At 64.1% G+C, this 25,420-nt stretch carries 13 protein-coding genes and 1 pseudogene; 11 read left to right on the plus strand and 3 right to left on the minus strand.

The window, feature by feature from the left end; translation table 11 throughout:
• The first annotated feature begins 70 nt into the window (after positions 1-70).
• The 3 genes and pseudogenes from NE850_RS08845 to NE850_RS08855 form a co-directional block, all read left to right on the plus strand.
• Positions 71-1,345: a polysaccharide pyruvyl transferase family protein gene (locus NE850_RS08845; protein ID WP_165189249.1), complete on the plus strand. Its 1,275-nt coding sequence runs from the start codon at positions 71-73 to the stop codon at positions 1,343-1,345.
• A complete protein-coding gene (locus tag NE850_RS39435; protein WP_405044810.1) occupies positions 1,323-2,516 on the plus strand; it encodes a transposase in 1,194 nt (397 codons plus the stop codon). Before NE850_RS08845 ends, NE850_RS39435 begins: the two co-directional genes overlap by 23 nt.
• A gap of 12 nt (positions 2,517-2,528) precedes the next feature.
• Positions 2,529-2,735 (plus strand): annotated as a pseudogene (locus NE850_RS08855) (IS3 family transposase); the annotation flags it as partial.
• Positions 2,736-3,086: 351 nt separating this feature from the next.
• Here the strand turns inward: NE850_RS08855 and NE850_RS08860 are convergent.
• Both NE850_RS08860 and NE850_RS08865 read right to left on the minus strand, forming a co-directional pair.
• Positions 3,087-4,355, minus strand: a complete 1,269-nt coding sequence (locus tag NE850_RS08860; protein ID WP_165189235.1) for an isoprenylcysteine carboxylmethyltransferase family protein — start codon at positions 4,353-4,355, stop codon at positions 3,087-3,089.
• Between the two features lie 79 nt (positions 4,356-4,434).
• Positions 4,435-6,120 carry a collagen-like triple helix repeat-containing protein gene (locus NE850_RS08865; RefSeq protein ID WP_310698646.1) on the minus strand — a complete coding sequence of 562 codons (1,686 nt, stop codon included), beginning with the start codon at positions 6,118-6,120 and terminating at the stop codon, positions 4,435-4,437.
• 409 nt (positions 6,121-6,529) lie between these two features.
• On the opposite strand from NE850_RS08865, the gene NE850_RS08870 reads away from it, so the two are divergent.
• The 7 genes from NE850_RS08870 to NE850_RS08900 all read left to right on the plus strand — a co-directional run bounded on the left by NE850_RS08870 (position 6,530) and on the right by NE850_RS08900 (position 13,561).
• Entirely contained in the window at positions 6,530-7,201 is a 672-nt protein-coding gene (locus NE850_RS08870) for an RNA polymerase factor sigma-70 (RefSeq protein ID WP_007178211.1), read from the plus strand.
• 126 nt (positions 7,202-7,327) lie between these two features.
• Complete coding sequence (locus tag NE850_RS08875) at positions 7,328-7,567, plus strand: MbtH family NRPS accessory protein (RefSeq protein ID WP_007178210.1); 240 nt, start codon at positions 7,328-7,330, stop codon at positions 7,565-7,567.
• A gap of 73 nt (positions 7,568-7,640) precedes the next feature.
• On the plus strand, positions 7,641-8,663 hold the full coding sequence (locus tag NE850_RS08880; protein ID WP_007178209.1) for a TauD/TfdA family dioxygenase: 1,023 nt from the start codon (positions 7,641-7,643) through the stop codon (positions 8,661-8,663).
• A complete protein-coding gene (locus NE850_RS08885; RefSeq protein ID WP_007178208.1) occupies positions 8,660-9,526 on the plus strand; it encodes an ABC transporter ATP-binding protein in 867 nt (288 codons plus the stop codon). Before NE850_RS08880 ends, NE850_RS08885 begins: the two co-directional genes overlap by 4 nt.
• Positions 9,523-11,637: a Fe(3+)-hydroxamate ABC transporter permease FhuB gene (gene fhuB, locus NE850_RS08890; RefSeq protein WP_007178207.1), complete on the plus strand. Its 2,115-nt coding sequence runs from the start codon at positions 9,523-9,525 to the stop codon at positions 11,635-11,637. Before NE850_RS08885 ends, fhuB begins: the two co-directional genes overlap by 4 nt.
• Positions 11,634-12,455 carry a siderophore-iron reductase FhuF gene (gene fhuF / locus NE850_RS08895; protein ID WP_165189226.1) on the plus strand — a complete coding sequence of 274 codons (822 nt, stop codon included), beginning with the start codon at positions 11,634-11,636 and terminating at the stop codon, positions 12,453-12,455. The genes fhuB and fhuF overlap by 4 nt, the downstream gene beginning before the upstream one ends.
• Positions 12,452-13,561: an iron-siderophore ABC transporter substrate-binding protein gene (locus NE850_RS08900; protein ID WP_310698647.1), complete on the plus strand. Its 1,110-nt coding sequence runs from the start codon at positions 12,452-12,454 to the stop codon at positions 13,559-13,561. The genes fhuF and NE850_RS08900 overlap by 4 nt, the downstream gene beginning before the upstream one ends.
• 67 nt (positions 13,562-13,628) lie before the next feature.
• On the opposite strand, the gene NE850_RS08905 is transcribed toward NE850_RS08900, so the two are convergent.
• Positions 13,629-15,395 (minus strand): cyclic peptide export ABC transporter, encoded by a 1,767-nt coding sequence (locus NE850_RS08905; RefSeq protein WP_310698648.1) that lies wholly within the window; start codon positions 15,393-15,395, stop codon positions 13,629-13,631.
• A gap of 280 nt (positions 15,396-15,675) precedes the next feature.
• On the opposite strand from NE850_RS08905, the gene NE850_RS08910 reads away from it, so the two are divergent.
• On the plus strand, positions 15,676-25,395 hold the full coding sequence (locus tag NE850_RS08910) for a non-ribosomal peptide synthetase (protein ID WP_310698649.1): 9,720 nt from the start codon (positions 15,676-15,678) through the stop codon (positions 25,393-25,395).
• The last annotated feature ends 25 nt before the right edge of the window (positions 25,396-25,420 follow it).

Genomic DNA, 25,420 nt, shown 5'->3' on the forward strand with positions numbered 1-25,420 from the left:
ATGGACACGCAAACGTCGCATATGGCACGTAGAAAAACTAAATAAATTTGGTCGAAGGGGTTCGATAGCAATGAAAGATTCAATAAGGAAGCCGGTTTTGCAGCTTGACGACGCAAGCGGGCCTTCGCCATCGACCGGCGTTTCCGTGGATAACCAGAATATTCGGGGAACGGGTGCGAAAATGACAGACGCGGTGTTGAAACCGTTGCAGCTGGGTCTGGCGCTCAGAAGACGTTTGGGACGTTGGCGGCGGCTTCATGGAGTGCGTCGCTGGCAAGACTATCAACGTGCGATGACTGGCGAAACAGCTGTTTGCAGTTACATCGGTTGGGTCGGGCACGGTAACGTTGGTGATGACGCGTTGTATGAGGCTTTTCGCGACGTGCTTTTTCCGAAACTGCTCATGACGCTGGAGGACGACGTTTCAGCTCTGTCATGGGTGGCGAGACGCAGGCAGGAAGTCGCGCCAACTCTGCTCGGTGGCGGCACGCTGATTAACGTCATGCCCTATTACGACGCACTCGTTCGTGCGCACAGCAAGGGTGCTCCATTCGCAGTGTTCGGAACGGGCGTCTCTGATTCGACGTTCTGGTCGCGTTTCCCCGAGCATAAGCTGAGAGGCGGCGCGGCACTTTGGCCTGATCTGTTAAGGGAAGCGCGCTACATTGGCGTGCGCGGACCGCGCTCGGCCGAGTCGCTTGATCGTCAAGGCATTCGCAATGTGGAAATTATCGGTGATCCCGCATTGTCACTGCCGAAGCTGCCCCGGCGAAGGAACAGTGAGAAGTTTGTTCTAGGACTTAACTTGGGTAGTCACGATCCGGTCGACGGCGGCGCCCCTGCGGTTTTTGACGCGGCGCTTGATTTGGCTCGTCACGTCCTGAAACAGGGGGCGGAAATCATGTATGTATGCCTTCACGCCATTGACGCGGAACTGGGGAAACGCCTGTATTTTGCATTGGGTAAGCCGGACCGCTTTCGGTTGTTGCCCTGCAATGAGGATGTGAGTCGCGTGTGCTCTCAGCTTGCAAGGTGTGATCTGGTCGTGGGACAGCGGCTCCACGCAACCGTATTGGCCTGCGCGCAAGGCGTGGCAAATTTGTCACTGTCGTATCAACCGAAATGCTTCGATTTTCTTGAATCGATTGGACAATCCAAGCTTGCTATAGATACGGTCGGAGTTAGCGGCGGCGCGCTCATCGAACGATATGACTGGTTGCTTGCGCATCAGGATTCCGTCGAGGCAGAGATTGCCGTTGCTTGCGATCGATTTCGCCGGCTTCAGAGTACTCGAGCACGCGAAGTTCAATCAATGCTTTTTGATGAGCACGACCAGCAAGGTTGATCTGGGCGATGCGACTCTATGTGTTGCTTACAACCAATTCGCCGCTGTTGCCAATCCGAGACTTCAAATAAAAATGTTGAACTTGAACAAGAATAGCAAGACCCACAAGCTTCTTGCGAAAATAAAACTGAATGTTCTTGATCGGTCCGGATTCTATTGGACGCGCTCAAAAATTTTGCATCGCTACAAAGTTCGTTGCTCAGAGCCGCTCGTCTTAAAAGATTTCGGCCTGTATTCCCAGCAGGTCGACCTCGGCGGGAAATACTATTCGTGCAATCCGTCGATTGTCGCCGACGGCAACTCTTATGTCGCCACCGTCAGAACGGTGAATTATCGTCTGGTTCGCAACGGCTGGTTTATCGTGGAAGGGCAAAGCCACGACACGCGTAATTTCATCGTCAAACTGAACGACCGGTTTGAGATCATGGAAAAGGCCATGGTCGATGATGTGCACGAACGTGAAGCGTCGGCTGACGCCATCAACGGTTTTGAAGACCTGCGGATTTTCTTCTGGAAGTCGGAACTCTGGGCACTCGGCAAGGCAAAGACGCAGGCTATCAACCAGTTACGCGCTTTGCTCGTGAGTGCCCCTCAGGAAATCCGTGACCGTCTTCTGAAAGCAAAGACGGCAGAATGCGTTGAGAGTTGTGCCCGAGTGCGCTCGTTGGGCAAAACGCCAATGCTGCAAACGCTGACGGCGACGCTGCGACTGCTGGCGAAGCGCTGGTTGACGCTGGCAGAAGAACTCAAAGCGCTCGATGCAATGCTTGAAAGCCTGACAAGCCAGCATGCCCGCCGCCTACGTGAAAGATTCGGCGTCGGCCCGCAGACCGCGGCAGTATTGGTTGCTGTGGCGGGTGACAATCCTGAACGCCTGAAAAGTGAGGCGGCGCTGGCGGCACTCTGCGGCACAAGTCCGTTACAGGCGTCGTCCGGCAAGACGGTCCGCCATCGCTTGAACAGGGGCGGCGACCGGTCTGCAAACAATGCCCTATGGACTATTGCAATGGTACGCATGCGCAGTGATCCGCGTACTCGAGCCTACGTTGATCGCCGGACAAAAGAAGGCATGTCGAACAAGGAAATCCACCGCTGCCTGAAACGCTATATCGTTCGGGAGCTGTACCCGCTCATTCTGGCCGATCTGGCCGATTCGACGGCCGTCGCTTGACATAGGAGCGTCAATACACCGACCGAAAGCCTGTGGGGTTCGTTGAAAGTTGCACGCCTGCATGGCCGGCACTTCGCGACCCGGCGTGCAGCAATGGATGAAATCGTCGACTGGCTTGGCTTTTATAATTCACGCCGGCTACACTCGACGCTCGACTACGTCAGCCCCATGACGTTCGAGAAAAACTGGTTCGCCGCTCAACAGGGACGAGCCGCATAAATCCCTCAGCTATGGGATTCGCTAAACAGGGGCAAGGTCAGGTAGCACTCCTGGCCCGCGCTTCTTCTCCTGCGTGTATCTCCTTTTCGATCGCCCGGTGTCCGCGGTCAGTTTCACCTTAAGCCTCGATCCTCTTCACTAAATACAATAGATGCTCAATTAAGAGTTTTAAGAAGTTCCTATGAGATTCCTAAAGACCACAGCTCGTGCTCTTCCTAGTAAAACGCATCGTTTGGGTGAAGATTGATGGTTAAACTATACAGTCAATTTCTAACTCAATAAATTGGCGCGTCGACATTGTTTGATCTGAAAGGGTATTGAAACGCAGGCTTTTCTCTAAGACTTCGTCGCTCAATCAAACACTCGCACTAACCTAGCAAACACCCCATTCCGCGCAATCCACTCCGCGTACTCCCGATACTCCGGATCATTCATCAAATGCTTTTCTTCTGTCTTAGCCCGCAAGAAATAAAGCATATTCACAGCCAGTAGCGCCGCGCAATGTGTCACCGCCGCTCGCCATCCCAGCGGCTCGATAAACGGCACCGTCACCATCCAGTAAGACAGATTCTTCGCGATATAAGCGGGATGCTTGGTGAACCGATAAGGTCCCGAAGTAATGATCCCGCGATTCGTCAAATTCGAAAACCGCAAACCGAACGAGATAGTCGCAAGCGCATAGCACAGCAGCAAAGCGACGATGACCGCGCCCCACACGATTCGCACAACCGGCATCGAAATAAGCCAGTTGTCCCAGAACACCGAGCCTTCGTAGTGAATGTACTGGTTCGAGATGAGCGACCAGAACGGCTGATAGCAGATCAGTGCAACGAGCCAACCCAACGTCGTCGGCTCCGCGCTGCGCACGTGACTGTCGAGTATGCGCAACGTGCAGATGTAACCCACGGTGCCGAACATCAGGTCCATTGCGAACGACAGGTCGTACACGAATCGGAATGTCGCGAGCGAAAACGGCGCGTTCAGCGCGGTGGTCAACGACGCGTTGAGGTGATCCGCATTGGTGGACAGGTAGACGATCATCAGCGGAAGGAAGAACGCCTTCACCATCCAGCCCGCCAACATCTCGCGCACCGGGCGCCAGTTCGCGGGACGCCCGCCGCGGAATAGGTAGCGCGCCCATAGCAGGTACGCGTCATCGGTTTCGCGCTGATGCCGGTCCATCCACGCAAAATAGAAGGGCGCCGCGATGAGCGCATAAGGCGCGAGCGTACCGAGCAGCGACCAGAACGGGTTGTAGAAGGCGCCGTGATATTCGGGCAGCAGCCAGTAAAGCGCGCCGATGCCCGCATACACCGAGGCCAGAGCCGCGAGGCGCAATTCGACGCGCACGATGCTCAGCGGCCGCACCGCCCGGCTCGCGAGGCCGGCGCTCGGGCGCAAATAGACGCGCGCGACGAACAGCTCGTAAGCGGCAATTGTGGCGATGATGGCCAGACAGGCGACGGTGCTGCGCGTCGCGCCATCGAGCGAGCTGCTGTCGCGCAGCAACCAGAGAGTGAGCAATCCGACGGCGATCCCGAGCAGGCCGATCGAAAAAGGTGTCGCCGAGCGGGGCCGCGGGTCGTGCACGCGCGCGACGGTATCGAATGTGGAGTTCATGTCATCCCTCGTCGTCATGACATCGAAGGCGGCCGGGTTGTTGATTTTTTGGTGCCCGGCCGCCGTGCTTGCGTAACGCTTATTTGCCGGCCGCCGCGACGCCGCCGAGCAGTCCGCCGACCAGGTTGGTCACCGGCGCGAGCGGATTCTTGTTACCCGAGCCGCTGCTGCCTGCGGCGCCGGCCGAGCCGCCAGTCAAGCCGCTGATGAGGCCCGTCACCGGATTGGCAGCCGTGCCGCCCGACGAACCGCCGGCGCTGACACCGCCTGTGACGTTGACCGTCAACGAGCCGACCACGTTGGCGACGGGTGCCAGCGGACCGCCCGTGTCCGATGTCCCGCCTAGCGAGCCGACCTTGCCGAGAAGGCCGGTCAGCGGCGCGAGTAGGCCGGCCGCGCCGCCGGCGCCACCCGTGCCGCCCGCTGCGCCGCCCAGCGATCCGAGGTTGCCGATCAGGCCGGTCAACGGCGGGATGGAGACGCCGCCCGAGCCACTTGCGCCGCCGAGTCCGCCGAGCGGCCCGAGCAAGCCCGTGATCGGCGCGAGCGGATTGGTGGTCGCGCCGGTGAACAGGCCGCCCGTGCTCGTCAGGGTTTTGCCCAATTGGCTCCCGACGCCGCCGACGTCCTTGCCGACCTGATCGCCGGTGGCGCCCGACACTTTGATGCCCGCCACGTTGAGTCCGTTGCCGAGCGTGCCGAGCAGGTTGTTGAGCGGTGCACCGAGACCTGTCGCGTTGCCGAGCGTCTGCGTCGTGTTGGAGACGGCGGTGGTGATCGGGTTGATCGCCGAACTGAGCCGTGTTTCGATCTGCTGGACTGGCGCGCTGGTGAGCGCGGTATTCAATCCCGAGCCCACAGCCGTGACGCCGCTGCCCACACCGCCGACGACGCTGCCCAGCGTCGACGTCACTGGGGAAAGCGGTTTCAACGGGCCGCTGCCGAGACTGTTCACCACGCCGCCCAGCGCGGTCACGGCGGCACCGGTATTAGCGACGACGCCGGAAGTCGAAGTCAGCGTCGGACCGAGCGGATTGGCCGCGCTGCCGACGGTGCCGAGGCCCGCGGCGGTGCCGTTACCCAGCACCTTTACGCCGTTGCCGAGGTCAGTGAGCGCGTTGCCGAGGTTCGAGGTCGTTGCGCCGTTGACGCCGGGAACCGAGGTGCCGCTGATCTTGGTGCCGGTATCGGCGGCTGTCGTGCCGATGGCTGTGATGAGATTACTGGCCTGAGTGATGATGTTGCCGATGGGGGTGGAAGAGGTGCCCGAAGTACCCGAAGTACCGGAAGTACCGGAAGTACCGGAAGTACCGGAAGTACCGGAAGTACCGGAAGTACCGGAAGTACCGGAAGTACCGGAAGTACCGGAAGTGCCGGAAGTGCCGGAAGTGCCAGAGGTGCCAGAAGTACCGGAAGTGCCGGAAGTGCCGGAAGTGCCAGAAGTGCCGGAGGTGCCGGAGGTGCCGGAGGTGCCGGAGGTGCCGGAGGTGCCAGAGGTGCCAGAGGTGCCAGAGGTGCCAGAGGTGCCAGAGGTGCCAGAGGTGCCAGAGGTGCCAGAAGTGCCAGAAGTGCCAGAGGTGCCAGAGGTGCCAGAAGTGCCAGAAGTACCTGAAGTGCCGGAAGTCCCCGAAGTCCCCGACCCCGAAGTACCACCCAATCCGCCCCCGCCGATACTTGGAGTGTTAAGAGTCGACCCGCAACCGTAGAGCGCGAGCAATGTGGATGTCGCAACAGCGATGGCTGTCCGACTGGCAAATTTCTTCATGGTATCCCCGTTGAACGACTATTGATGGGGACGTCAACGCAAGTTGCACGCCAAATGCAGGTTATGGCGAGGCGGGGAAGCCTAATCGCAGATATATCGAATGAACTGGCCAGAAATTAAATTTACCGCGAAAAAACACCAATTTTGTCACAACGGTAGAGGCCGTGTTCCACTCACGTGCTACGTAACGCCGGCGTCCAACGTAACAGTGCAAGAGCCTGGCCAAGTCAGCACATGACAAGCAGCCGGCGCCGCCCACGAACACCTCGGTGCAGCCCACCTCCTCGATGCCTTCCGAATCATCAGACAAAGCTATTGGAAATTGTAAGGTTATTCCAAATCTTGATTGAGAATGATTCGCGTTTACGTTAGATTGGCGCCCTGTCCTTTGAGAAAACGGAGCGAATCTATGGCTGAGGTGCTCGTCCAGCGAGAGCCTTCAACAGCGATGCCGATATCGGTTCTCAGCACCGGCGGCGCCTGTCCACCCGTTTCGCGGCGCGCCCGCGCCCACTCACATTCGGGCGATTGGCAGAAGGGCACGCTGCTCGACGTGCTGATCGACAATCGCCCGATGCTTGTCAATCTGGCGCGCGGTTTCGTGGGTTGTGCGAGCCTCGCCGAAGACGTGGTGCACGACGTCTTCATCAAGCTGATCGACTTTCCGGATCAGGACGCGGTGCGCCAACCCGTAGCCTACGTAACGCGCATGGTGCGCAACGCGTCGATCGACGCCTTTCGCCGCCAGAGCCTGGAAAACACCTATCACGCCGACGAAGACGACGGCCTGCACGTGCCATCGCCGGAACCTTCGCCGGAAGCCGCGCTGCTCGTGCGGGACACGCTCCGGCACGTCTACAACGCGCTCGACCAGTTGCCGCCGCGCAGCCGCGCCGCATTCGAAATGGTGCGGCTGCGCGAGGAAACGCTGCAAAGCACGGCACGCGCGCTCGACGTCTCGCAAACGCTGGTGCACTTCATGGTGCGCGACGCCGAGAAGCATTGCGCCGATTGCCTCGACGCCTGCAATCGTGGCGTCGCCGGTCCCGCGTTCTGCAACGGCCGCGCGCGTCGGCGGTAAAAAAGCGCGCGCATCAAACGTCAACTGAATAGAAGCGGTGCGCGCGGAATGCGGGCGCCGCCGTGCCGGACCGGCGAGCGCGCTGTCCCGGCGCTTCCTGACCTTTCATCGACAGAGCCTTTCATCATGACGCAAGCACAGCAGAGTTCCAGCACGGCAGCCGGCGAGGCGGACGATCTCGCCTACACGGTCGTCATCAACGACGAAGAACAGTATTCGATCTGGCCGTCCTTCCGCGACGTGCCGGCCGGCTGGCGCGAAGTGGGCGTGCGCGGCCCGAAGGCCGAATGCCTCGCGCACATCGAGACGGTCTGGACCGATATGCGCCCGGCCAGCTTGCGCCGGCATATGGACGGGACGGCCTGAAGCGCGTGCCGTGCAATCCGGCGGCCTCGGGGCATGCGCCCGGCCACGCCGCTTCAGCAAAAGGATCCAGAGTATGACCATGCTTTCGACGCCGCAGCCCACGCTCGCCGATCTGACGATCGAACCGGGCCTGCCGACTGTCGTCTCGCCGCGCGCGGGCGCGGCGATTTCATTGGAAGAAGCGGCACCGCTGCTGCGCGCGATCGTCGACGACACGCTCGAACGCGCGGGCGGTGTGCTGTTCACCGGTTTCCAGGTAGCCTCGATCGACGCGTTTCAAAGCTTCGCGGGCTCGTTCGGTTATCCGCTGATCGGCTACGAGTTCGCCTCGACGCCGCGCAGCCAGGTGGAAGGCGCGGTGTACACCTCGACGGAATATCCGCCGCATCGCTCGATTCCTTTGCATAACGAACAATCGTACACGCGCGAATGGCCGTTACGTATCTGGTTCCACTGCGCACTGGCCGCGCGTTCAGGCGGCGCGACGCCGATTGCCGATAGCCGCGCGATCTACCGTGCGCTCGATCCGGCGCTGGTCGATCGCTTCGCGAAGCGTGAGCTGCTGTACGTACGCAACTTCGGGCAAGGGCTCGATCTTCCGTGGGAGCAGGCGTTCGGCTCGGCGGACCCGCGCACGGTCGAGCGGATTTGCCGCGCGCGTGGCATCGAATGCGAATGGCGCGATAGCGAGGACGGCGAACTGCTGCTGCGTACGCGCGAGCGCTGCCAGGCGGTGGCACGCCATCCGCGCACGGGCGAGCACGTCTGGTTCAATCAGGCGAACCTGTTCCACCTTTCGTCGCTCGATGAAGACATGCAGGAAGCGCTGATCGATTCGGTCGGCCTCGAAAACGTGCCGCGCAACGTCTATTACGGCGACGGCGAACCGCTCGAAGCGGACGCACTCGCGGAAATCCGCGGCGTGCTCGATCAGCAGCGTATCGTGTTTCCGTGGCTGACCGGCGACGTGCTTATGCTCGACAACATGCTGAGCGCACATGCACGCGACCCGTTCGAAGGGCCGCGCAAGGTCGTGGTGGCGATGGCGCGAAGCTACAGCGAAGCCGAAGGCGAAAAACGGACGGCCGCGCCATGACGAAATCGCAGGGCGCGGCGCTCGCGGCGCATTCGCTGACGGTCGGTTATCGCGATCACGTCGTGCTCCACGGTCTGAACCTGAACATCGCAGCCGGCCGCGTCACGGCCTTGTGCGGACCGAACGGCTGCGGCAAAAGCACGTTGTTGCGCACGCTCGCCGGTTTGCAACCGGCGCTGTCCGGCAGTGTCGAAGTCAACGGCGTGCCGCTCGCTTCGCACCGGCGGCGCGTGTTGGCGCGCACGCTGACCATGCTCGCGCAGTTCAACCAGATTCCTTCGGGACTCACCGTGCGCGAACTGGTCGCGTACGGTCGTTACGCGCACGGCGGCTGGCTTCGCGGACTGTCGCGCGCCGACCATGCGGCAATCGACGAAGCGCTCGCCACCAGCGGCCTTGCCGCCGATGCCGCGCGCGACGTCGCCGCGCTTTCGGGCGGCGAACGGCAACGCGCGTGGATCGCAATGGCGCTCGCGCAGCAGGCGCCGATCGTGCTGCTCGACGAGCCGACTACCTACCTCGACATCCATCATCAACTGGACATACTGCGCGAGTTGCGGCGCCTGAATCGTGAGCGCGGCCTCACGATCGTGTGGGTGCTGCACGAGCTGAACCAGGCAGCGGCCTACAGCGACGACATCGTGCTGATGCGCGCCGGCCGCATCGTCGCGCAAGGCTCGCCCGATGCGATGCTCGACCCGCGTCACCTGAGCGAGACCTTCGGCGTGCCGATGCTCAAGATCGCGCACCCGCAAACAGGCGCGCCGATGTGCGTGCCGGCCTATGAAGGCGAAGCGGCGGATCTCGACACGGCTTCCGCCTCGCTTCACGAAGAAGCCACGAGCAAGGACCTCGCCGCATGACGACGCTTGCAGCGCGCAAACGCCTGCGCCGTAATGCGCCGTCGGTGGACAGCGACAGCTACCGTGCGCCCGTCAAAAGCCGCGTTACGACAATCGGCGCCGCGCTGTCGGCGTTGATCGTGGTCGTGGCCGTGATGCGTCTTGCACCCGGTTTTCGTGCCTGGCTCGCCGCGCCCGCAGGCAGCGACGCCGCGCAACTCGCCGGCATTCTGCTCTTCGACCTGAGCGTGCCGCGCATTCTGGCGGCATTGGCGGCGGGCGCCTGCCTCGCGGTGGCCGGCACCTTATTCCAGTCGCTGACGCGCAATCCTTTGGCTTCGCCGGATCTGCTCGGCATTACCGGCGGTGCGCAGCTCGGCTTGCTTGCCGCGATGCTGGTGCCTTCGCTGGCCGGCGCGGCGTCCGTGCCGCTGCTGTTCGTGTGCGGTCTCGGCGCGGCAGCGTGCGTGGCCGCGGCCGCCGGCGGCTGGCGCGCGACGCCGTTGCGGCTCATCCTCGCTGGCAGCGTTTGCATGCTGCTGTTTTCCGCGCTGACCACGCTGATTCTCGCGTTCTTCGAGCAGAGCATCGTCGGTGTGTCGTTGTGGGCGAGCGGCAGCCTTTATCAACCCGGCGCGGCCGGCTTGAAGACCGCCGCGTCGTGGCTCGTGTTGCCGCTGGTCGCGTTGCCCTTCGTGATTCGCCCGCTCGATCCGCTCGCGCTCGGCGACGACGCCGCAGCAGCGGCCGGCGTTCGCGTGGATGCCACGCGGCTCGCGGCGATGGTGGTGGCGGTGGGCTTCGCGAGCGTCGCTGTGAGTGTGGCTGGGCCGCTCTCGTATGTCGGCCTGATCGCACCGAACCTGCTGCGTCAGATGCGCGGCGCGAAGGCATCGCGGCTGGCCGCGCTCGTGCCATTGTCCGCGCTCGTCGGCGGCGCGCTGGTGCTCGTCACCGACAGTGCCGTGCAGGCGCTCGATCTCGACGCGACACTTTCGACCGGCGTGGCGATTGCCTTCGTCGGCACACCGCTGATGCTCGCGATGATCCGCAGCGGCGCCGCGTGGTCGGGCGCATTGCACGCCGGCCAGGAGCGAGCTGCTGCGCGCGCGGGCACGCGCTTCGTGCGCATGGCCGATGCCTGGCCCTGGCCGCTGACGGCAAGCGCGCTGGTGCTGCTCGGTATCGTGATCGTGTGCGCGGGCGCCTCGTTCGGTCCGACGACGATCGGCGTGCAGCGCTGGCTCGCCGCATTCGATCACCGCGACGAGCTTGCGGGAATGCTGCTCGATCTGCGTCTGCCGCGTCTCATTTGCGCACTGCTGGCGGGCGCGTTGCTCGCCGCGAGCGGTGTGCTGATGCAAAGCATCGTGCGCAATCCGCTCGCCGGTCCGGAAGTGCTGGGCGTGACGCAAGGCGCGGGCCTCGCGACGCTCGCGGCGCTCGTGATGTGGCCGCTCGCCGCACATTCGACGCTGGCCGCCGCGTCGCTCGCGGGCGGCGGCATCACGTTGGCCTTGACGCTCCTGCTGAATCGCCGCCATCGCTATGCGCCGCTCGCGGTTGCGTTGACGGGCATCGTGATCGGCACGCTGTGGACGACCCTGTCGCAATGGCTCATCACCCAGCAAAGCGTGCAGCCCGCGCGCTTCGTGGTGTGGCTGGTCGGCGGTACCTATGGGCGCAGTTGGGGCGAAGTGACGACGCTGCTGCCGTGGTGCGTGCTGGCCGTGCCGGTGTTCGCGTTGCTCGCGCGGCCGCTCGATCTGCTTGCCCTAGGCGACGACCAGGCCGCGTCGCTGGGTTTGCCGATCAGCGTGTTGCGTCCGCTGGTGCTGAGCGTGGCGACGCTGGCGGCATGCGCCGCGGTGGCCGCCGTGGGGCCGGTCGGCTTTATCGGCTTGATGGCACCGCATCTGGCGTCGATGCTCGGTGCGCGTGCTCATCGCACACGCTTGTGGCTGGCGGCGGCGTGTGGAGCGCTGGTGCTGGTGGTGGCCGATATCGCGGCGCGCACGTTGCTGGCGCCGCGTGAGATTCCGGCTGGCGTGCTGACCGCGCTGATCGGCGCGCCCTATCTGCTGGCACTGCTGATCGTGGAGGCTCGGCGCGAGAAGCGGGGCAAACGGTGACGCGGCAACCCCACCACGACGACGAGCGAGCGCAATGCTTCGCGGGTTTTGCGCCGGAGTCGATCGCGCATTATCTCGAGCACGTGTGGCTCGGCACGCCGAACCCCGTAGAGGAACCGATCCTCGCCGATGACCGGACTGCTTCGCTAGCCGTGATCCCCGCTAGCGAACTGGCTGGCCGTCGCACCGAATTGCTCGATGCTATGGTCACGCTCTACGGCGGCGAGCGCGAAACGCATGCACGCGCATTGCTGTCGCAATGGACCAAGTACTACTTCGGCTTCGCGGCGACCGCCGGATTCGTCGCCGCAGCGTTGCTGCGCCGTCCGCTTGCCATGTCGCCGGATAACACGCATATCGTGCTGCGCGACGGTCTTCCCATCGCCGCATATTTCGCGCGTGCCGCGTTGCAGCCGGTTGAATGCGACCCGGCACGCCGCTATGCACCGCTCGTCGATCACCTGAATACGGTGATCGAAACGCTGTGCACAATGACCCGAATCGCGCCGCGCGTGTTGTGGAGCAACGCCGGCAATCTGCTGGACTACCTGTTCGAACAATGCGCGCCGCAATTCGATCTGAGCGAAGACATCGCGTGGCTGTTTGGTCCGCTTGCCGCCAATGGCGAGGCGAATCCGCTGCGTCTGCCGGTGCGTCAGGCGAAGCCGCGCGCCGCGAGCTTGCCGAACCCGTTCAGCGTACGGCGGGTGTGCTGCGTACGTTATGAAATTCCTGGAGAGACGCAACTGTGTGGACGCTGCCCCTTGCTATTGACGATGAGCGATGCGGAAATCGCATTGCAGGCTGCGCCGCAATGACGAGATTGCGAATATCAGCGCCACGGTCGCGCCGGACCAGGAAACCCCTATGTTTCAGGCAGCTTTGCGTTAGCGTTGCGGTGGCGGCCGCACTGTTCTCCGGTTCGTATGCGTTCGCGCAAGGCAGTCAAAGCGTTGCACCCGCAGCGGGTACAAGTAATCCATCTCGCGCCCGCATCACACAAGCACAGCAGCAAACCTGCACACCGCTCGCAGACAACCCGATCGTCTCGCAAGCGAGTCCATCGCTACGCGCACAGCACAAGCGCATCGTCGTGCTCGAATTCATGTTCGCTGAAGATCTCGCGGCGGTCGGCCTCACGCCGGTCGGCATGGCCGATCCCGAGTATTACCCGGTGTGGATCGGCTACGACAACGCGCGTCTCGCGTCGGTGCCCGATGTCGGCACACGGCAGGAACCGAGTCTCGAAGCAATCGCGGCGGCGAGGCCCGATCTGATTCTCGGCGTCGGCTTGCGGCATGCGCCGATTTTTGCAGCGCTCGAACGCATTGCGCCGACCGTGCTGTTTAAATACGGCCCGAACTTTACCGAAGACGGCGCCCACGTTACACAACTCGATTGGAGTCGCAAGATTCTGCGCACCATCGGCTGCCTGACGGGACGCGAAGAGGCGGCAACTGCCGTCGAGGCCCAAGTCGATGCAGGTTTTGCCCGCAACGCCCAGCGCCTCGCCGAAGCGGGCCACCGCGGCGAACAGGTCGCGTGGCTGCAGGAATTGGGTTTGCCGGACCGCTACTGGGCATTCACCGGCAACAGCACGGCGGCGGGTGTCGCGCATGCGCTCGGGCTCAACCTGTGGCCGGCAGAAGCGACTCGCGAAGGCACCGCGTACGTCAGTTCTGAAGATCTGTTGAAGAAGCCGAAGCTGACCGTGCTGTTCGTCAGCGCGACGGACAAGAACGTTCCGCTCGCCACCAAACTCGATTCGCCGATCTGGCGTTTCGTGCCGGCTCGTAGTTCGGGGCGCGTCGGACTTGTCGAACGGAATATCTGGGGTTTCGGCGGCCCGATGTCCGCATTGCGACTCGCCGACACGATGACGGATACGTTGCTGTCCCTGCCGGCGCCTGCAGTAAAGAAGTAGGCGAGTCTCGCTTCAACAAGCCGAGCGCCGGAACAAACGGCGCCCAGCATGCGGAGCGCTCACCTCATCAACCCATCGTACCGTTGGCCGCCGACGGGTTCTGCACCACTTGTGCCGAGCCATGCGTCTCGCTGACGATGCTGCCGTTCTCCAGCTTCAGCACACGATCCGCGAGATGGAAATAGCGGTCGTCGTGACTGATCACGAGCACCGTCTTGCCGCGCGAACGCAGCTCCGGCAACAGTTGTTCGTAGAACACCGCCTTGAACTGCGGATCCTGATCCGCAGCCCACTCGTCGAACAGATAGAACGGCCGGTCTTCCAGATACGCTACAACCAGCGCAAGGCGTTTGCGCTGACCGGTGGAAAGCGCTCGCGTGGAGAATGCGCCGTTCACGACCTGCACCTTGTGATCGAGCGCGAGCTTCGCCACCAGCGCGTTCGCGCGGGCGTCAGCCTGCGCGCGCGAGGCGTCGTTCGGATCGACGATGCCGAGCAGCGCGTCGAACAGATGAAAGTCGTTGAACACGGCCGTGAAGCGCTGACGATACGCGGCGCGTTCGGCGAGGCCGACCGGTTTGCCGTCCAGTTCAATGGTGCCGTCTTCGGGTTCGTAGAGCCCGGTGAGTACTTTCGCGAGCGTCGTCTTGCCGCTGCCGTTGCCGCCGACGATAAACACCAGCTCGCCCGGCCTGAAAGTCAGATTGACCGGTCCGACGCGGAACATGCGCTCGTCGCGCTCATGGAAGTACGAGTGCGTGACATTGCTGAGCGTGAGAGTGCGATACGGCGCGTGCGAGGCGTTCTCGTCGGGCGGCGGCGAGGTGCGCAGCGCGCCGAATTCGCCCATCACCTTCTCGATGCGATCGAGCGAGACGCGTGCCGCATTCAGCGTCGGCACGTTGTTGAGCAGACCGTCCAGCGGCAGCAGCATGAACAGGAACACGACCACGTAGCCCGATGCGGAAGGCGCGTCCGCATGCACGCCGAGTGCCGGCCAGAACGCCGCGACACCGAGAAACACGTAAAACAGGAACACGATCCAGCCGACCCCGACCGCATACGCGCTGAACGCCCGGCGCCGATGATCGCGCACTTCGTCGATGGCCGAGCCGAGCTGGCCGTCCACGAACTGACGCGAGCGCGCCTGGTGCAGCTTCAGTTCCTTCGCGCCGGTGAAGAGCGCGCCGAGATAGCCGAACAGTTTGTCCTGCGAACGGCCCGCGGCTTCGAGCGAGGCGATTGCGCGCTTGTCGCCGGCGTGATAGCCGAGCGAGCCGACCAGGATCGCGGCCACCGCGAGCAGACAGACCGGCCACGACAGCCACGCCAGATAGCCGAGGCAGCCGAACACGATCGAGCCGTGCATCACGAGATTGGGCAACGCGAAGAACAGCATCGAGACGTTGGTGGCGTCGTCGGTCAGCACGGACTGCACGGGCGCCGCGCCAATGCGCTCGACATCGCGCAATTCGGCTTCCGCGACGCGGCGCGCGACGTGTTCGCGCAACTGCGCCATCGTGTCTTGCGAGAGGCGCGCGAACAGCACGCCGGTAATCACACGCGTGACGAGCGCGACGATCGCGCACAGCGCAAAACGCATGGCGAGCGACATATCGGCGGCGCCCGGCTGCGACAGCGCGCGGCTCAAGGTCGCAACGAGCAGCACGCTGGCAATGCCGTTCAGCACGCACGCCGTCAGCGCGATCGCGAACGAGCCGCGTGAACGTTTGAGCAACGCAACGATCAGGCGCATGGCGGGCTTGCCCGCAGGGTTGGCGGAAGATGAAGAAGACGAGGGTGGCGCGTCGTAGCGCTCGTTGGCAGCGGTCATCGGCAAGGTGTCGCAGTGGGTCGCAATGGATCGGTGAATCGCAGCGCATGCGTGCATGCAGCCATTCAGCGGGGCGCGAAGAATCGCCCCTCGCCTGATAGACGAATGGGCGACGCAAACATTTACCGCGCGCTGCCATCTGCCACATCAAAAAGATGCAGTCCAAATAAAAACGCTGCGCGCGGTAAAGATTTGCGATGGCGGATCGTCACACCAATGAAGCGGCCCATTGCGGCCTGCGACTTGGCCAACGCGGCCAGTTCTAACGGATTCCATGCCCATGACGAGCTTCCCGATTGCATTGCACCAGCAGATCCGCGCTATGGCGCGCATCGATCCCGATGCGCCCGCGCTGGCGTCATTCACGCCGTCTACCGTGCGGCTGACGCGCGGCGAACTGGATAGTCGCGCGGCGCGGCTCGCGGCACGGCTGCGCGCGGCAGGTGTGACGACTGAGGTGCGTGTGGGCGTATGCGTTGCACGGTCGTGCGATCTGTTCGTCGCGTTGCTTGCCGTATTGAAGGCGGGCGGCGTGTTCGTCGCACTCGATCCGCTCCATCCGCCAGCGCGCCTCGATTGGGTTGCGCGGGATGCGGGACTCATGCACGGCATTGTCGACGATTCCGCCGATGCGGCGATGCGTGCGCGCTTCAGAGAGTGCTTTCACGTGGAAAGCGCTGCCACCACAGACGCGGCGGCACCCTGTTTCGACGACGAAGACACGCCGGTTCATCCGCGAGCGGCGGCATACATGATCTACACGTCTGGCTCGACAGGCACGCCAAAAGCGGTGGCTGTCGAACACGGACCGCTTGCCGCGCATGGCGAGGCGCTTGCCGGGTCGTTGCCGATCGCGGCCACCGACCGCGTGCTGCATTTTGCGTCGGTCAATTTCGATGTCTCCATCGAAGCATGGTTAGTACCGCTTGCCGTCGGCGGCAGTGTGGTGATCAGCGATCCGCCGCCGTTCGCGCCTGAAACCACGCATGCCTTCATGCTGCGCGAAGGCATCACCAATACGACGCTGCCGCCCGCTTATGTGCGCGAGTTCGCGAACGTTTGCGCGCGCCTCGGCGTGCCGCCTTCGCTGCGCACGCTGTTGTTCGGCGGTGAAGCGATGTCGCAGGACAGTTTCGATGAAATCCGCCGCGTGTTCCCGTCGGTACGTCTCGTCAACGGCTACGGGCCGACCGAGGCCGTGATCTCGCCGATGCTGTGGCCCGTCGATCCGGGAATGACGCCGGCGCTCGAAGGAAGCAACGGCTTTGCATCGCTGCCGATCGGCTGGCCGATCGGCCGGCGCGTGGCGCGCATCGACGGCGCGGCGCAACAGGGCGAAGCCGGCGAACTGCTGCTCAGCGGCGTGTGCCTCGCGCGCGGCTATCATGGCCGCGCGGCGCTGACGGCCGAACGTTTCCTGCCGGACCCGACCGGCGAGCCGGGCGAGCGGATCTACCGCACCGGCGACCTCGCGCGCGAACGCGCGGACGGCTCGTTCGATTATCTCGGCCGCATCGACGATCAGGTTCAGGTGCGCGGCGTGCGCGTCGAACCCGGCGAAATCGCGGCTTGTCTGCTGACCCACCCGGCCGTGGCCGATGCGGGTGTGCTGGCCGAAGCGGCCGGAGGCCGCACGCAACTGATCGCCTGCGTCGTGCTGCAAGATGCGCTCGAACCCGATGATGCCGCGCTGCAAGCTCATCTCGCCGCGCATTTGCCGCAGGCCTGGATGCCGCATCGCTTCGTGCGCTTCGAGCGCCTGCCATATACATTGAACGGCAAGCTCGATCGCACAGCACTGCGCGACTTCGTTGCTACGCTGCCGGCCGTGATCGATTCGAATCATGTCGCGCCTCGGACCCGCATCGAAACGCGCCTTGCGGCGCTTTGGCAAAAGCTGTTGAACGATCCGGCGCCGATCGGCTGCAACGATCGCTTTTTCGCACGCGGCGGTGACTCGCTCGCGGCGATGCAATTGCAGGCGGCGATTCGGATCGAATGGCGCGTGAATCTGCGGCTCGACACGTTGTTCGACGATCAACCGCTCGAAGCGTTGGCGCGTCTGATCGATGCCAGTGAGACTGAAACGTCGGCAGGTTCACATTCAATCACGGTTGTGCGTACCGCTGACGCGCCGTTCGTCGATCGTGCCGCCTCATTCGCGCAACAGCGGTTCTGGGTGCTCGCGCAAACACAGGACGCCGGCGCGGCCTACCACGTTGCGGTGCAATGGGACGTGCAGGGCACACTCGAGATCGGCACGTTGCAACGCGCGCTCGATTGTCTGATCGCGCGTCATCAGGCGTGGCGAACCACGCTGGTCGAGTCCGACGACGGCATTGTCGTGCAACGCATCCACGCCCGTTTGCCGGTGCCGATCGCGCAAATCGATCTGCGCGCGTGCTGCGAGGATGAGCGCGCATCGCGACTGGCGGCGTTGACGGAACAGCAGGTTGGCGCGGCTTTCGATCTGTCGCAAGGGCCGCTGGTGCGTGCCGCGCTCGTCACGCTTGCTGACGACACGCAGCGTTTCCTCCTCACCACGCATCATTCGGTCAGCGACGGCTGGAGTTCGCGCTGCGCCTTCGACGAACTGCGAACCGCTTACGCTGCCTTCGCGATGGGACACGAGCCGCAGTTGCCCGCACTGACCGTCCAGTATGCTGACTACGCACAATGGCAACGCGACTGGCTCGCCGCAGGCGAGGGCGAAAGGCAACTGGCGTACTGGCGCGACGCGTTGCGCGATGCGCCCGAAGCACTCGCATTGCCGCTCGACCGGCCACGCTCACTGGAGCACGACTATCGCGGCGGCCGTCTCACGCTGCGTTTGCCCGTAGCGCTCTCCGAGGCTGTGCGCGAAACGGCGCGACGCGCGCAGGCGTCGCCGTTCACGGTGCTGCTTGCCGCCTTCGACGCCTGGCTCTACCGATTGACCGGTGCGACCGATGTTGTCGTGGCTGCGCCGATCGCGCATCGGCAGCGGGCGGAGACCGCGCCGCTGGTGGGCCTCTTCCTCAATACGCTGGCGCTGCGCGCGCGTGTCGCGCCGGATCAATCGTTCGCCGCGTTGCTCGACGGCGTGCGCCGGTCCACGCTCGATGCGATCGCGCACCAGGATGTGCCGTTCGATCAGGTGCTCGACGCCGTCAAGCCGCCGGTACGGCGTGGCGACGCGTGGCTCAAGGTCAAGTTCGCGCAGCAGTTCGATCTGGAACTGACGGCTGAATTGCCGGGCGCCTCGGTGCGCATGTCGCCGGGCCTCGACCTTGCCGCCCGCTTCGATTACGCGCTCGATTTCACCGACGATCCGCGCGGCATCGAACTGGTGGCTGCGTATGCACTCGACGGTATCGATGAAGCGACCGCGCACGCTTGGCTGCATAGCTACGCCGCGCTCGTCGCCGATGCAGTGCGCGATCCACGACGCGCCGTTACCGAACTGGATTGTGCTGATAGCGCCGAATATCGATCCGCGCGACGTGGCCGCGAATTTCGACCGGTGGCTGACAGCGTGCTCGCGCTATTCGCGCGGCATGCGCGTGAAATGCCGCATCGCGTGGCGCTTGCGGATGCCGATACGCAACTCACGTACGGCGAACTCGACGCGGCGTCGGACCGTATCGCGCTTGCTTTGCGGCGGCGCGGAGTGGGAGCAGCGGTAGGCGTGTGCGCGGAACACCCGGTGGTCGTGTGCATCGAGCGTTCGGTGCGTTTTGCCGTTGCGCTGATCGGCGTGATGAAGTCTGGTGCGTACGTGGTGCCGCTCGACCCAGCAGCGCCGCATGAACGCCTTGCGGCTTCTATCGACGCCTGTGGCGCGCGCTGGATTCTGACGGCGGATCAGGCACAACCGCTCGTCACGGTGGGTGGTGCGACCTCGATCGACGTGGACACGCTCACGCAAGAATCATCGTCCGCGAATGTTGGTGACTTAACAGCAACCGCATCGCATACGTCACCGTTGGCCGATCAAGCCGCCTATCTGATCTTCACCTCGGGATCGACCGGCACCCCCAAAGGCGTCGTCATCTCGCATGCCGCACTGGCGGACTACGTCGAGGGCATGCTGGATGAACTGGCGTTTGCCCCGGATGCATCAATGGCAATGGTCTCCACCGTCGCCGCCGACCTCGGCCATACCACGCTATTCGGCGCGCTCTGCTCGGGCCGTACGCTGCATCTGCTACCGGCGCAATGCGCGTTCGATCCCGACCGATTCGCTCACGAGATGCGCATGCGCAACGTCGGCATTCTGAAGATCGTGCCGAGCCACCTGCACGCACTGCTCGACGCGCAGCATCCCGCCGACGTGCTTCCCGCGCACGCCCTGGTAACGGGCGGCGAAACGCTGCCGTGGTCGCTGGTCGAGCGGATCGCCGCGCTCAAGCCGGCTTGCCGCGTGATCAATCACTATGGCCCGACCGAAGCAACGGTCGGCGCATTGACGTGCGACACGTCCGCGCCGGCACAGGCGGCATTGCGCGCGCTCAGCATGCGAACCGCGTACGCCGTGCCGCTCGGTTTGCCTTTGCCGAACGCGTATGCGTGTGTACTCGACAGCTATGGCGCGAGCGTGCCGCCGGGCGCGATCGGCGAGTTGTATCTCGGCGGACCGGGTTTGGCGCGCGGTTATCTGAATCGCGCCGCCGCAACTGCCGAGCGTTTCGTACCGCATCCATTCGCGGCGGGCGAGCGACTCTATCGAACCGGCGACCGCGTGAGACTGCGCGCCGATCGTCGGCTGGATTTTCTGGGCCGGCTCGACGATCAGGTGAAGATTCGCGGCTACCGTGTCGAACCGGGCGAGGTCAGCGCGGCACTGCGCGCGCTCGATGGCATCGCTCAGGCCGAAACGCTTGCTGTTGAGCATGAAGGACGTTTGCGTCTCGCGTCGTTCGTTACGTTGAGTAGCGGTGCGCGTTTCGACGAAACCGCATTGCGCGCGTCGGTGAGCGCGCGCCTGCCGGATTACATGGTGCCGGCCGTGTTGCAACACGTTGCTGCGTTGCCCGTGACCGCCAACGGTAAGGTGGATCGTGCGGCATTGCGGGCGCTCGCGGTTGCGCCGGCAGCGACCACGGCAGCAGGCGACGCGCCGCAAGGCGTCACCGAGGAAGCCCTCGCCGCTGTCTGGAAAGAAGTGCTCAAAGCCGAACGCGTGGGCCGCGATGACAACTTCTTCGAGCTGGGCGGCGATTCGATCCTCGTGTTGCAGGTGATCGCCCGTTCACGCAAACGCGGTGTGCGCTTCACACCGAAGCAACTGTTCGACGCACCGACGCTCGCGCAACTCGCGCGTGTCGCCACGACAGTGGATCTCGCCGCGCCGGCGGCAGAGGGCGCAGCGAAGGCGCAAGCCGCGCCGTCCCCGATCGAGCAGGCCGTCACGCTCACGCCCGCACAGCTGCGTTTCTTCGCGCTGGATATTCCGCAACGCGGCCACTGGAATCAGTCCATCGAACTCGACACGCACGCGCCGCTCGACTTCGACGCTTTCGCGCGCGCTTTCGAAACGCTGCTGACGCACCACGAAATATTCCGCCAGCGTTTCGCGCCGGCTGGTTCGCAAGGCGAATGGCGACTCACGCTCGCTGCGCGCGCATTCGAAACGCTGCCGCTCGCGGCCGTCTCCGCACGCGACGAAGCCGACGCGCTCGCCCAGTTCGATGCATTGCAAAGCACGCTCGATCTGACGCATGGCCCGCTCGTTTGTGCTCTGGCCGCGCTGATGCCCGACGGCACGACGAAACTCTATCTGGCGATCCATCACATCATCGTCGACGGTGTGTCGTGGCGTGTGCTGCTGGACGATCTCGAAGCCGCCTATCGCGCCGCGTGCGAGCGCCGCAGCGTGCGTCTCGCGCCGACGGGAACGAGTGCGCAGGAATGGGCGGCACGGCTCGCGCGCGCCGCGCTCGACACAGCGAACTCGCCGTTTGCCGCCGAAATACCCTATTGGACCGCGCACGCCGCGCCGTACGACGATTTGCCGCTCGACCGCCCGCAAGCCCGCGCGACCAACGCCGACGCGCAATCCGTGATCCAGACCATCGGCGCCGATCTGACGCGCGCCGCATTGACGGAAGCGAACGCTGCCTACCGCACGCAGATGATCGAACTGTTGATTGCGGCGCTGGCGCAGTCGCTGGGCTTGCCTGTGTGCCGCATCGAGCTTGAGGGCCACGGCCGCGAGGCATTGTTCGACGACGTGGATGTGAGCCGCACGCCCGGCTGGCTCACCAGCCACTATCCGGTGCAATTCGCGCTTGAAAGCACGCCGGCGGCCACGCTCGGCGCGGTCAAGGACACGCTGCGCGGCGTGCCGAACAAAGGGCTCGGTTTCGGCGTGCTGCGCCACTACGGCGACACGGCGACGCGCGCGGCGCTCGCCGCCGTGCCGCGTCCGCATGTGACCTTCAACTATCTCGGCCAGTTCGATGCGCCGCGTGAAGCGGCGCTCGTGCCGCGTTTCGGCGGCGCGGGCCGCGAACGCGATCCGGCAGGTCCGCTCGGCAATGCGTTGGCAATTCACGCCTATATCGACGGCGACGCCACGCGCACGCTCAAAGTCCACTGGGTCTACGGCGCGACGCAATTCGAGCGCGCCACCGTGGAAGCCATCGCGCAGCGCTTCGAAAGCGCGCTCGCGGAATTGATTGCCGCCTGCACTGCGCGTCTCGCGCAACACGGCGGCGGAGCGACACCCGGCGACTATCCGCTCGCGCGTGCAGGCGGCTTGACGCAAGGCGCGCTGGAGCGCATGCCGCTCGGCTTGCGTACCGTCGACGACATCTATCCGCTTTCGCCGATGCAGCACGGCATTCTGTTTCACTCGCTGTTCGCACCCGGGCAATCCACTTACGTGAATCAACTGGTCGCGACGTTGATCGAACCGGACGTGGAGCGCCTGCGTACGGCATTCGAGGCCGCCGTGCCGCGCCACGACATTTTGCGCACCAGCTTCACGCCGGAAGAGGCGACGCCGATGCAGATCGTGCACCGCCAGGCGCGCATGCCGGTCGAGATTCTCGATTGGCGCGAGCGCGGCGCTGACGCGAATGATGCCTTCGAAACCTGGCTCAATGCCGACCGCGCTCGCGGATTCGATCTGACGTCGCCGCCGTTGATGCGCGTCGCGCTGATCCGCATCACGGACGACACGTGGCGTCTTGTCTGGACGCGTCATCATTTGCTGCTCGACGGTTGGAGCACCGCGCGTTTCTTCGCCGACGTGTTGCGCGACTACATCGAGCCGCCGCGTCCGCAGCCGTTCGCCGCGCCCGCGAAGACGCGTTATCGCGACTTCATCGCGTGGCTGGCCGCACGCGACGCCGAAAGCGAGCGCGCTTTCTGGCTGCAACGCCTCGCGCTGCTCGACGAACCGACGCTGGTTGCGGAGCGCACGCCGGCGAAAGGCGGCCGCGAGTCGCGCCATCTCACGCGGCGTGAAACGGTCGGCGCGGCCACGACGGCGCGTCTCACCGACGCCGCGCGCCGCCTGAAGGTCACGCTCAATACGATGGTGCAGGGCGCATGGGCGCTCGCGCTGCAACGAATGACGCATCACACCGCGGTCGCGTTCGGTGCGACCGTCGCCGGCCGGCCCGACTCGCTGCCGGATGTCGACACCATATTGGGTCTCTTCATCAACACGCTGCCGGTGATTGCCGCGCCGTTGCCGCAGCGCCGCGCGTCGGCATGGCTGCACGATTTGCAGCGCGACAACGCCGCGGCTGCGGAGCATGCGCACACGCCGCTCTATGAAATCCAGCAGTGGGCGGGACAGGGCGGCGGCGCGTTGTTCGACACGCTGGTCGTGTTCGAAAACTATCCCGTGGACGAAGCATGGCAAGGACGCGACGAGCGTGCGCTCAAGTTGCGTGAACTGCGCAATATCGAGGCTACCGATTTCGCTCTTACGCTGGTGATCGAAGCGGGCACGACGCTGACCATCGATTACGGCTACGACGCCGCGAGACTCGACGAATCACGCGTTGCGGCGTTGCATCGCGCGTTCGAAACGTGCCTTGCCGGGTTGATCGCAAATCCGGACGCACCGCTCGGCACGATTTCGATTGCCAGTGCGGACGATCTGATCAAACTGGCGCGCTTCAACTCGACCGCGCAGGTATGGCCGCCTGCGCAGCAGCAGGCGCTGCATCGGCAGTTCGAATTGAGGGCGCTGGCGTCGCCGGAAGCAATCGCGCTGGAATTCGCGGACGAGCAAGCACGCACGCAGCAGATGACCTATGGCGAACTGGATGCGAATGCCGATCGCGTTGCCGCCGCGCTTATCGAAGCGGGCGTGCAGGCGGACACGGCGGTGGCGCTATGCGTCGAGCGTTCGTTCGACATGGTGGTGGCGCTGATCGGCGTGCTCAAAGCGGGCGCGGCTTATCTGCCGGTCGATCCCGACTATCCGGCGGACCGCATCGCGTATCTGCTGAACGACGCGAAACCGGCAGTCGTGCTGACGCAGCCGCATCTACTGGAGCGCGTCACGCAAGCTGTCGATAGCGCTAATGTGAAAATCCTCACCATCGACGCATTGCGCGGCGCCGACTTCACGCTCAGCGCGGCTGTGGCCGTCGCGCCCGATCAGCTCGCTTACCTGATCTATACGTCCGGTTCGACCGGCAAGCCGAAAGGCGCGGGCAATACGCATCGCGCACTGGCGAACCGGATTGCGTGGATGCAGGACGCGTATCGCCTCGACACGAGCGACGTCGTGCTGCACAAGACGCCGTTCGGTTTCGACGTTTCAGTGTGGGAGTTCGTGTGGCCGCTCGCCGTCGGCGCGAAGCTCGCGATTGCGGCGCCCGGCGATCACCGCGACCCTGCGCGGCTTGTCGCGGCCGTTGAAACGCACCGCGTCACGACGCTGCATTTCGTGCCGTCGATGCTCGCGGCCTTCGTCGCCCACCTGGAAGACTTCCGTGCGGCGGCGCGCTGCGCGAGCATCGAGCGAATCGTCGCCAGCGGCGAAGCGCTTGCGCCGGAACTGGTGGCGCGCGTCGCCCAGCAATTACCTCATGCGCGGCTCTACAACCTCTATGGCCCGACCGAAGCCGCTATCGACGTTTCGCACTGGACGTGCGACGCCCGTGATGCCGACGCTGCGTCCGTGCCGATCGGTCATCCGATTGCAAACCTGCAACTGCACGTGCTCGATGCGGCGTTGCAACCGCTGCCGCAAGGAGCGACCGGCGAACTGTACCTGGGCGGAGCGGGACTTGCGCGCGGCTACCTCGGCCGGGCCGCACTGACGGCCGAGCGCTTCATTCCCGATCCGTTTGCGCACGGTGCGCGGCTTTATCGAACCGGCGACCTGGCACGCCGTCGCGCAGATGGGGCGCTCGACTATCTCGGCCGCATGGATACGCAGGTGAAACTGCGTGGCCAGCGTATCGAACTGGGCGAAATCGAAACCCTGTTGCGGGCGACACCGGGTGTGCACGATGCCGTGGTGATCGTGCGTGACGAGCAATTGATCGGTTATGTGGCGCGCGGCGGGGATAGCGCGCTCGACACACAAACGCTGCTCGATGGCCTGCATGCGCAGTTGCCGCCGTACATGGTGCCTTCGCATCTGATCCAGATGGATGTGCTGCCGGTCACGCCGAACGGCAAATGCGATCGTCACGCGTTGCCGGCTCCCGAGCGCGGCGCCGCCGACGAACAAGCCGTTGCGTTGCCGGCCACCGGGACGGAGCACGAACTCGCCGGGATCTGGAAATGCGTGCTGCGCGTCGACACGATTGGCCGCGACGACGACTTTTTCGCGCTGGGCGGCCACTCGCTGCTCGCGACACAAGCCAATGCGCAGGCGAATCTGCACTGGACTTTGATTCTGCCGCTACGTACCTTATTCGACGAACGCACGTTGCAGCGCTGCGCCGCCGCGATCGATCGCGCGCTCGCCGAGCGCGATGCGCATGGAGTAGGCGATACCGCGCGCGCGATCGACGCACTCCTCGACGAATTCGAACTGCAATAACGAATTGCGGCAAGCCACGCATATC

This window comes from Paraburkholderia sp. USG1 (assembly GCF_031570135.1).
Classification (GTDB): domain Bacteria; phylum Pseudomonadota; class Gammaproteobacteria; order Burkholderiales; family Burkholderiaceae; genus Paraburkholderia; species Paraburkholderia dioscoreae.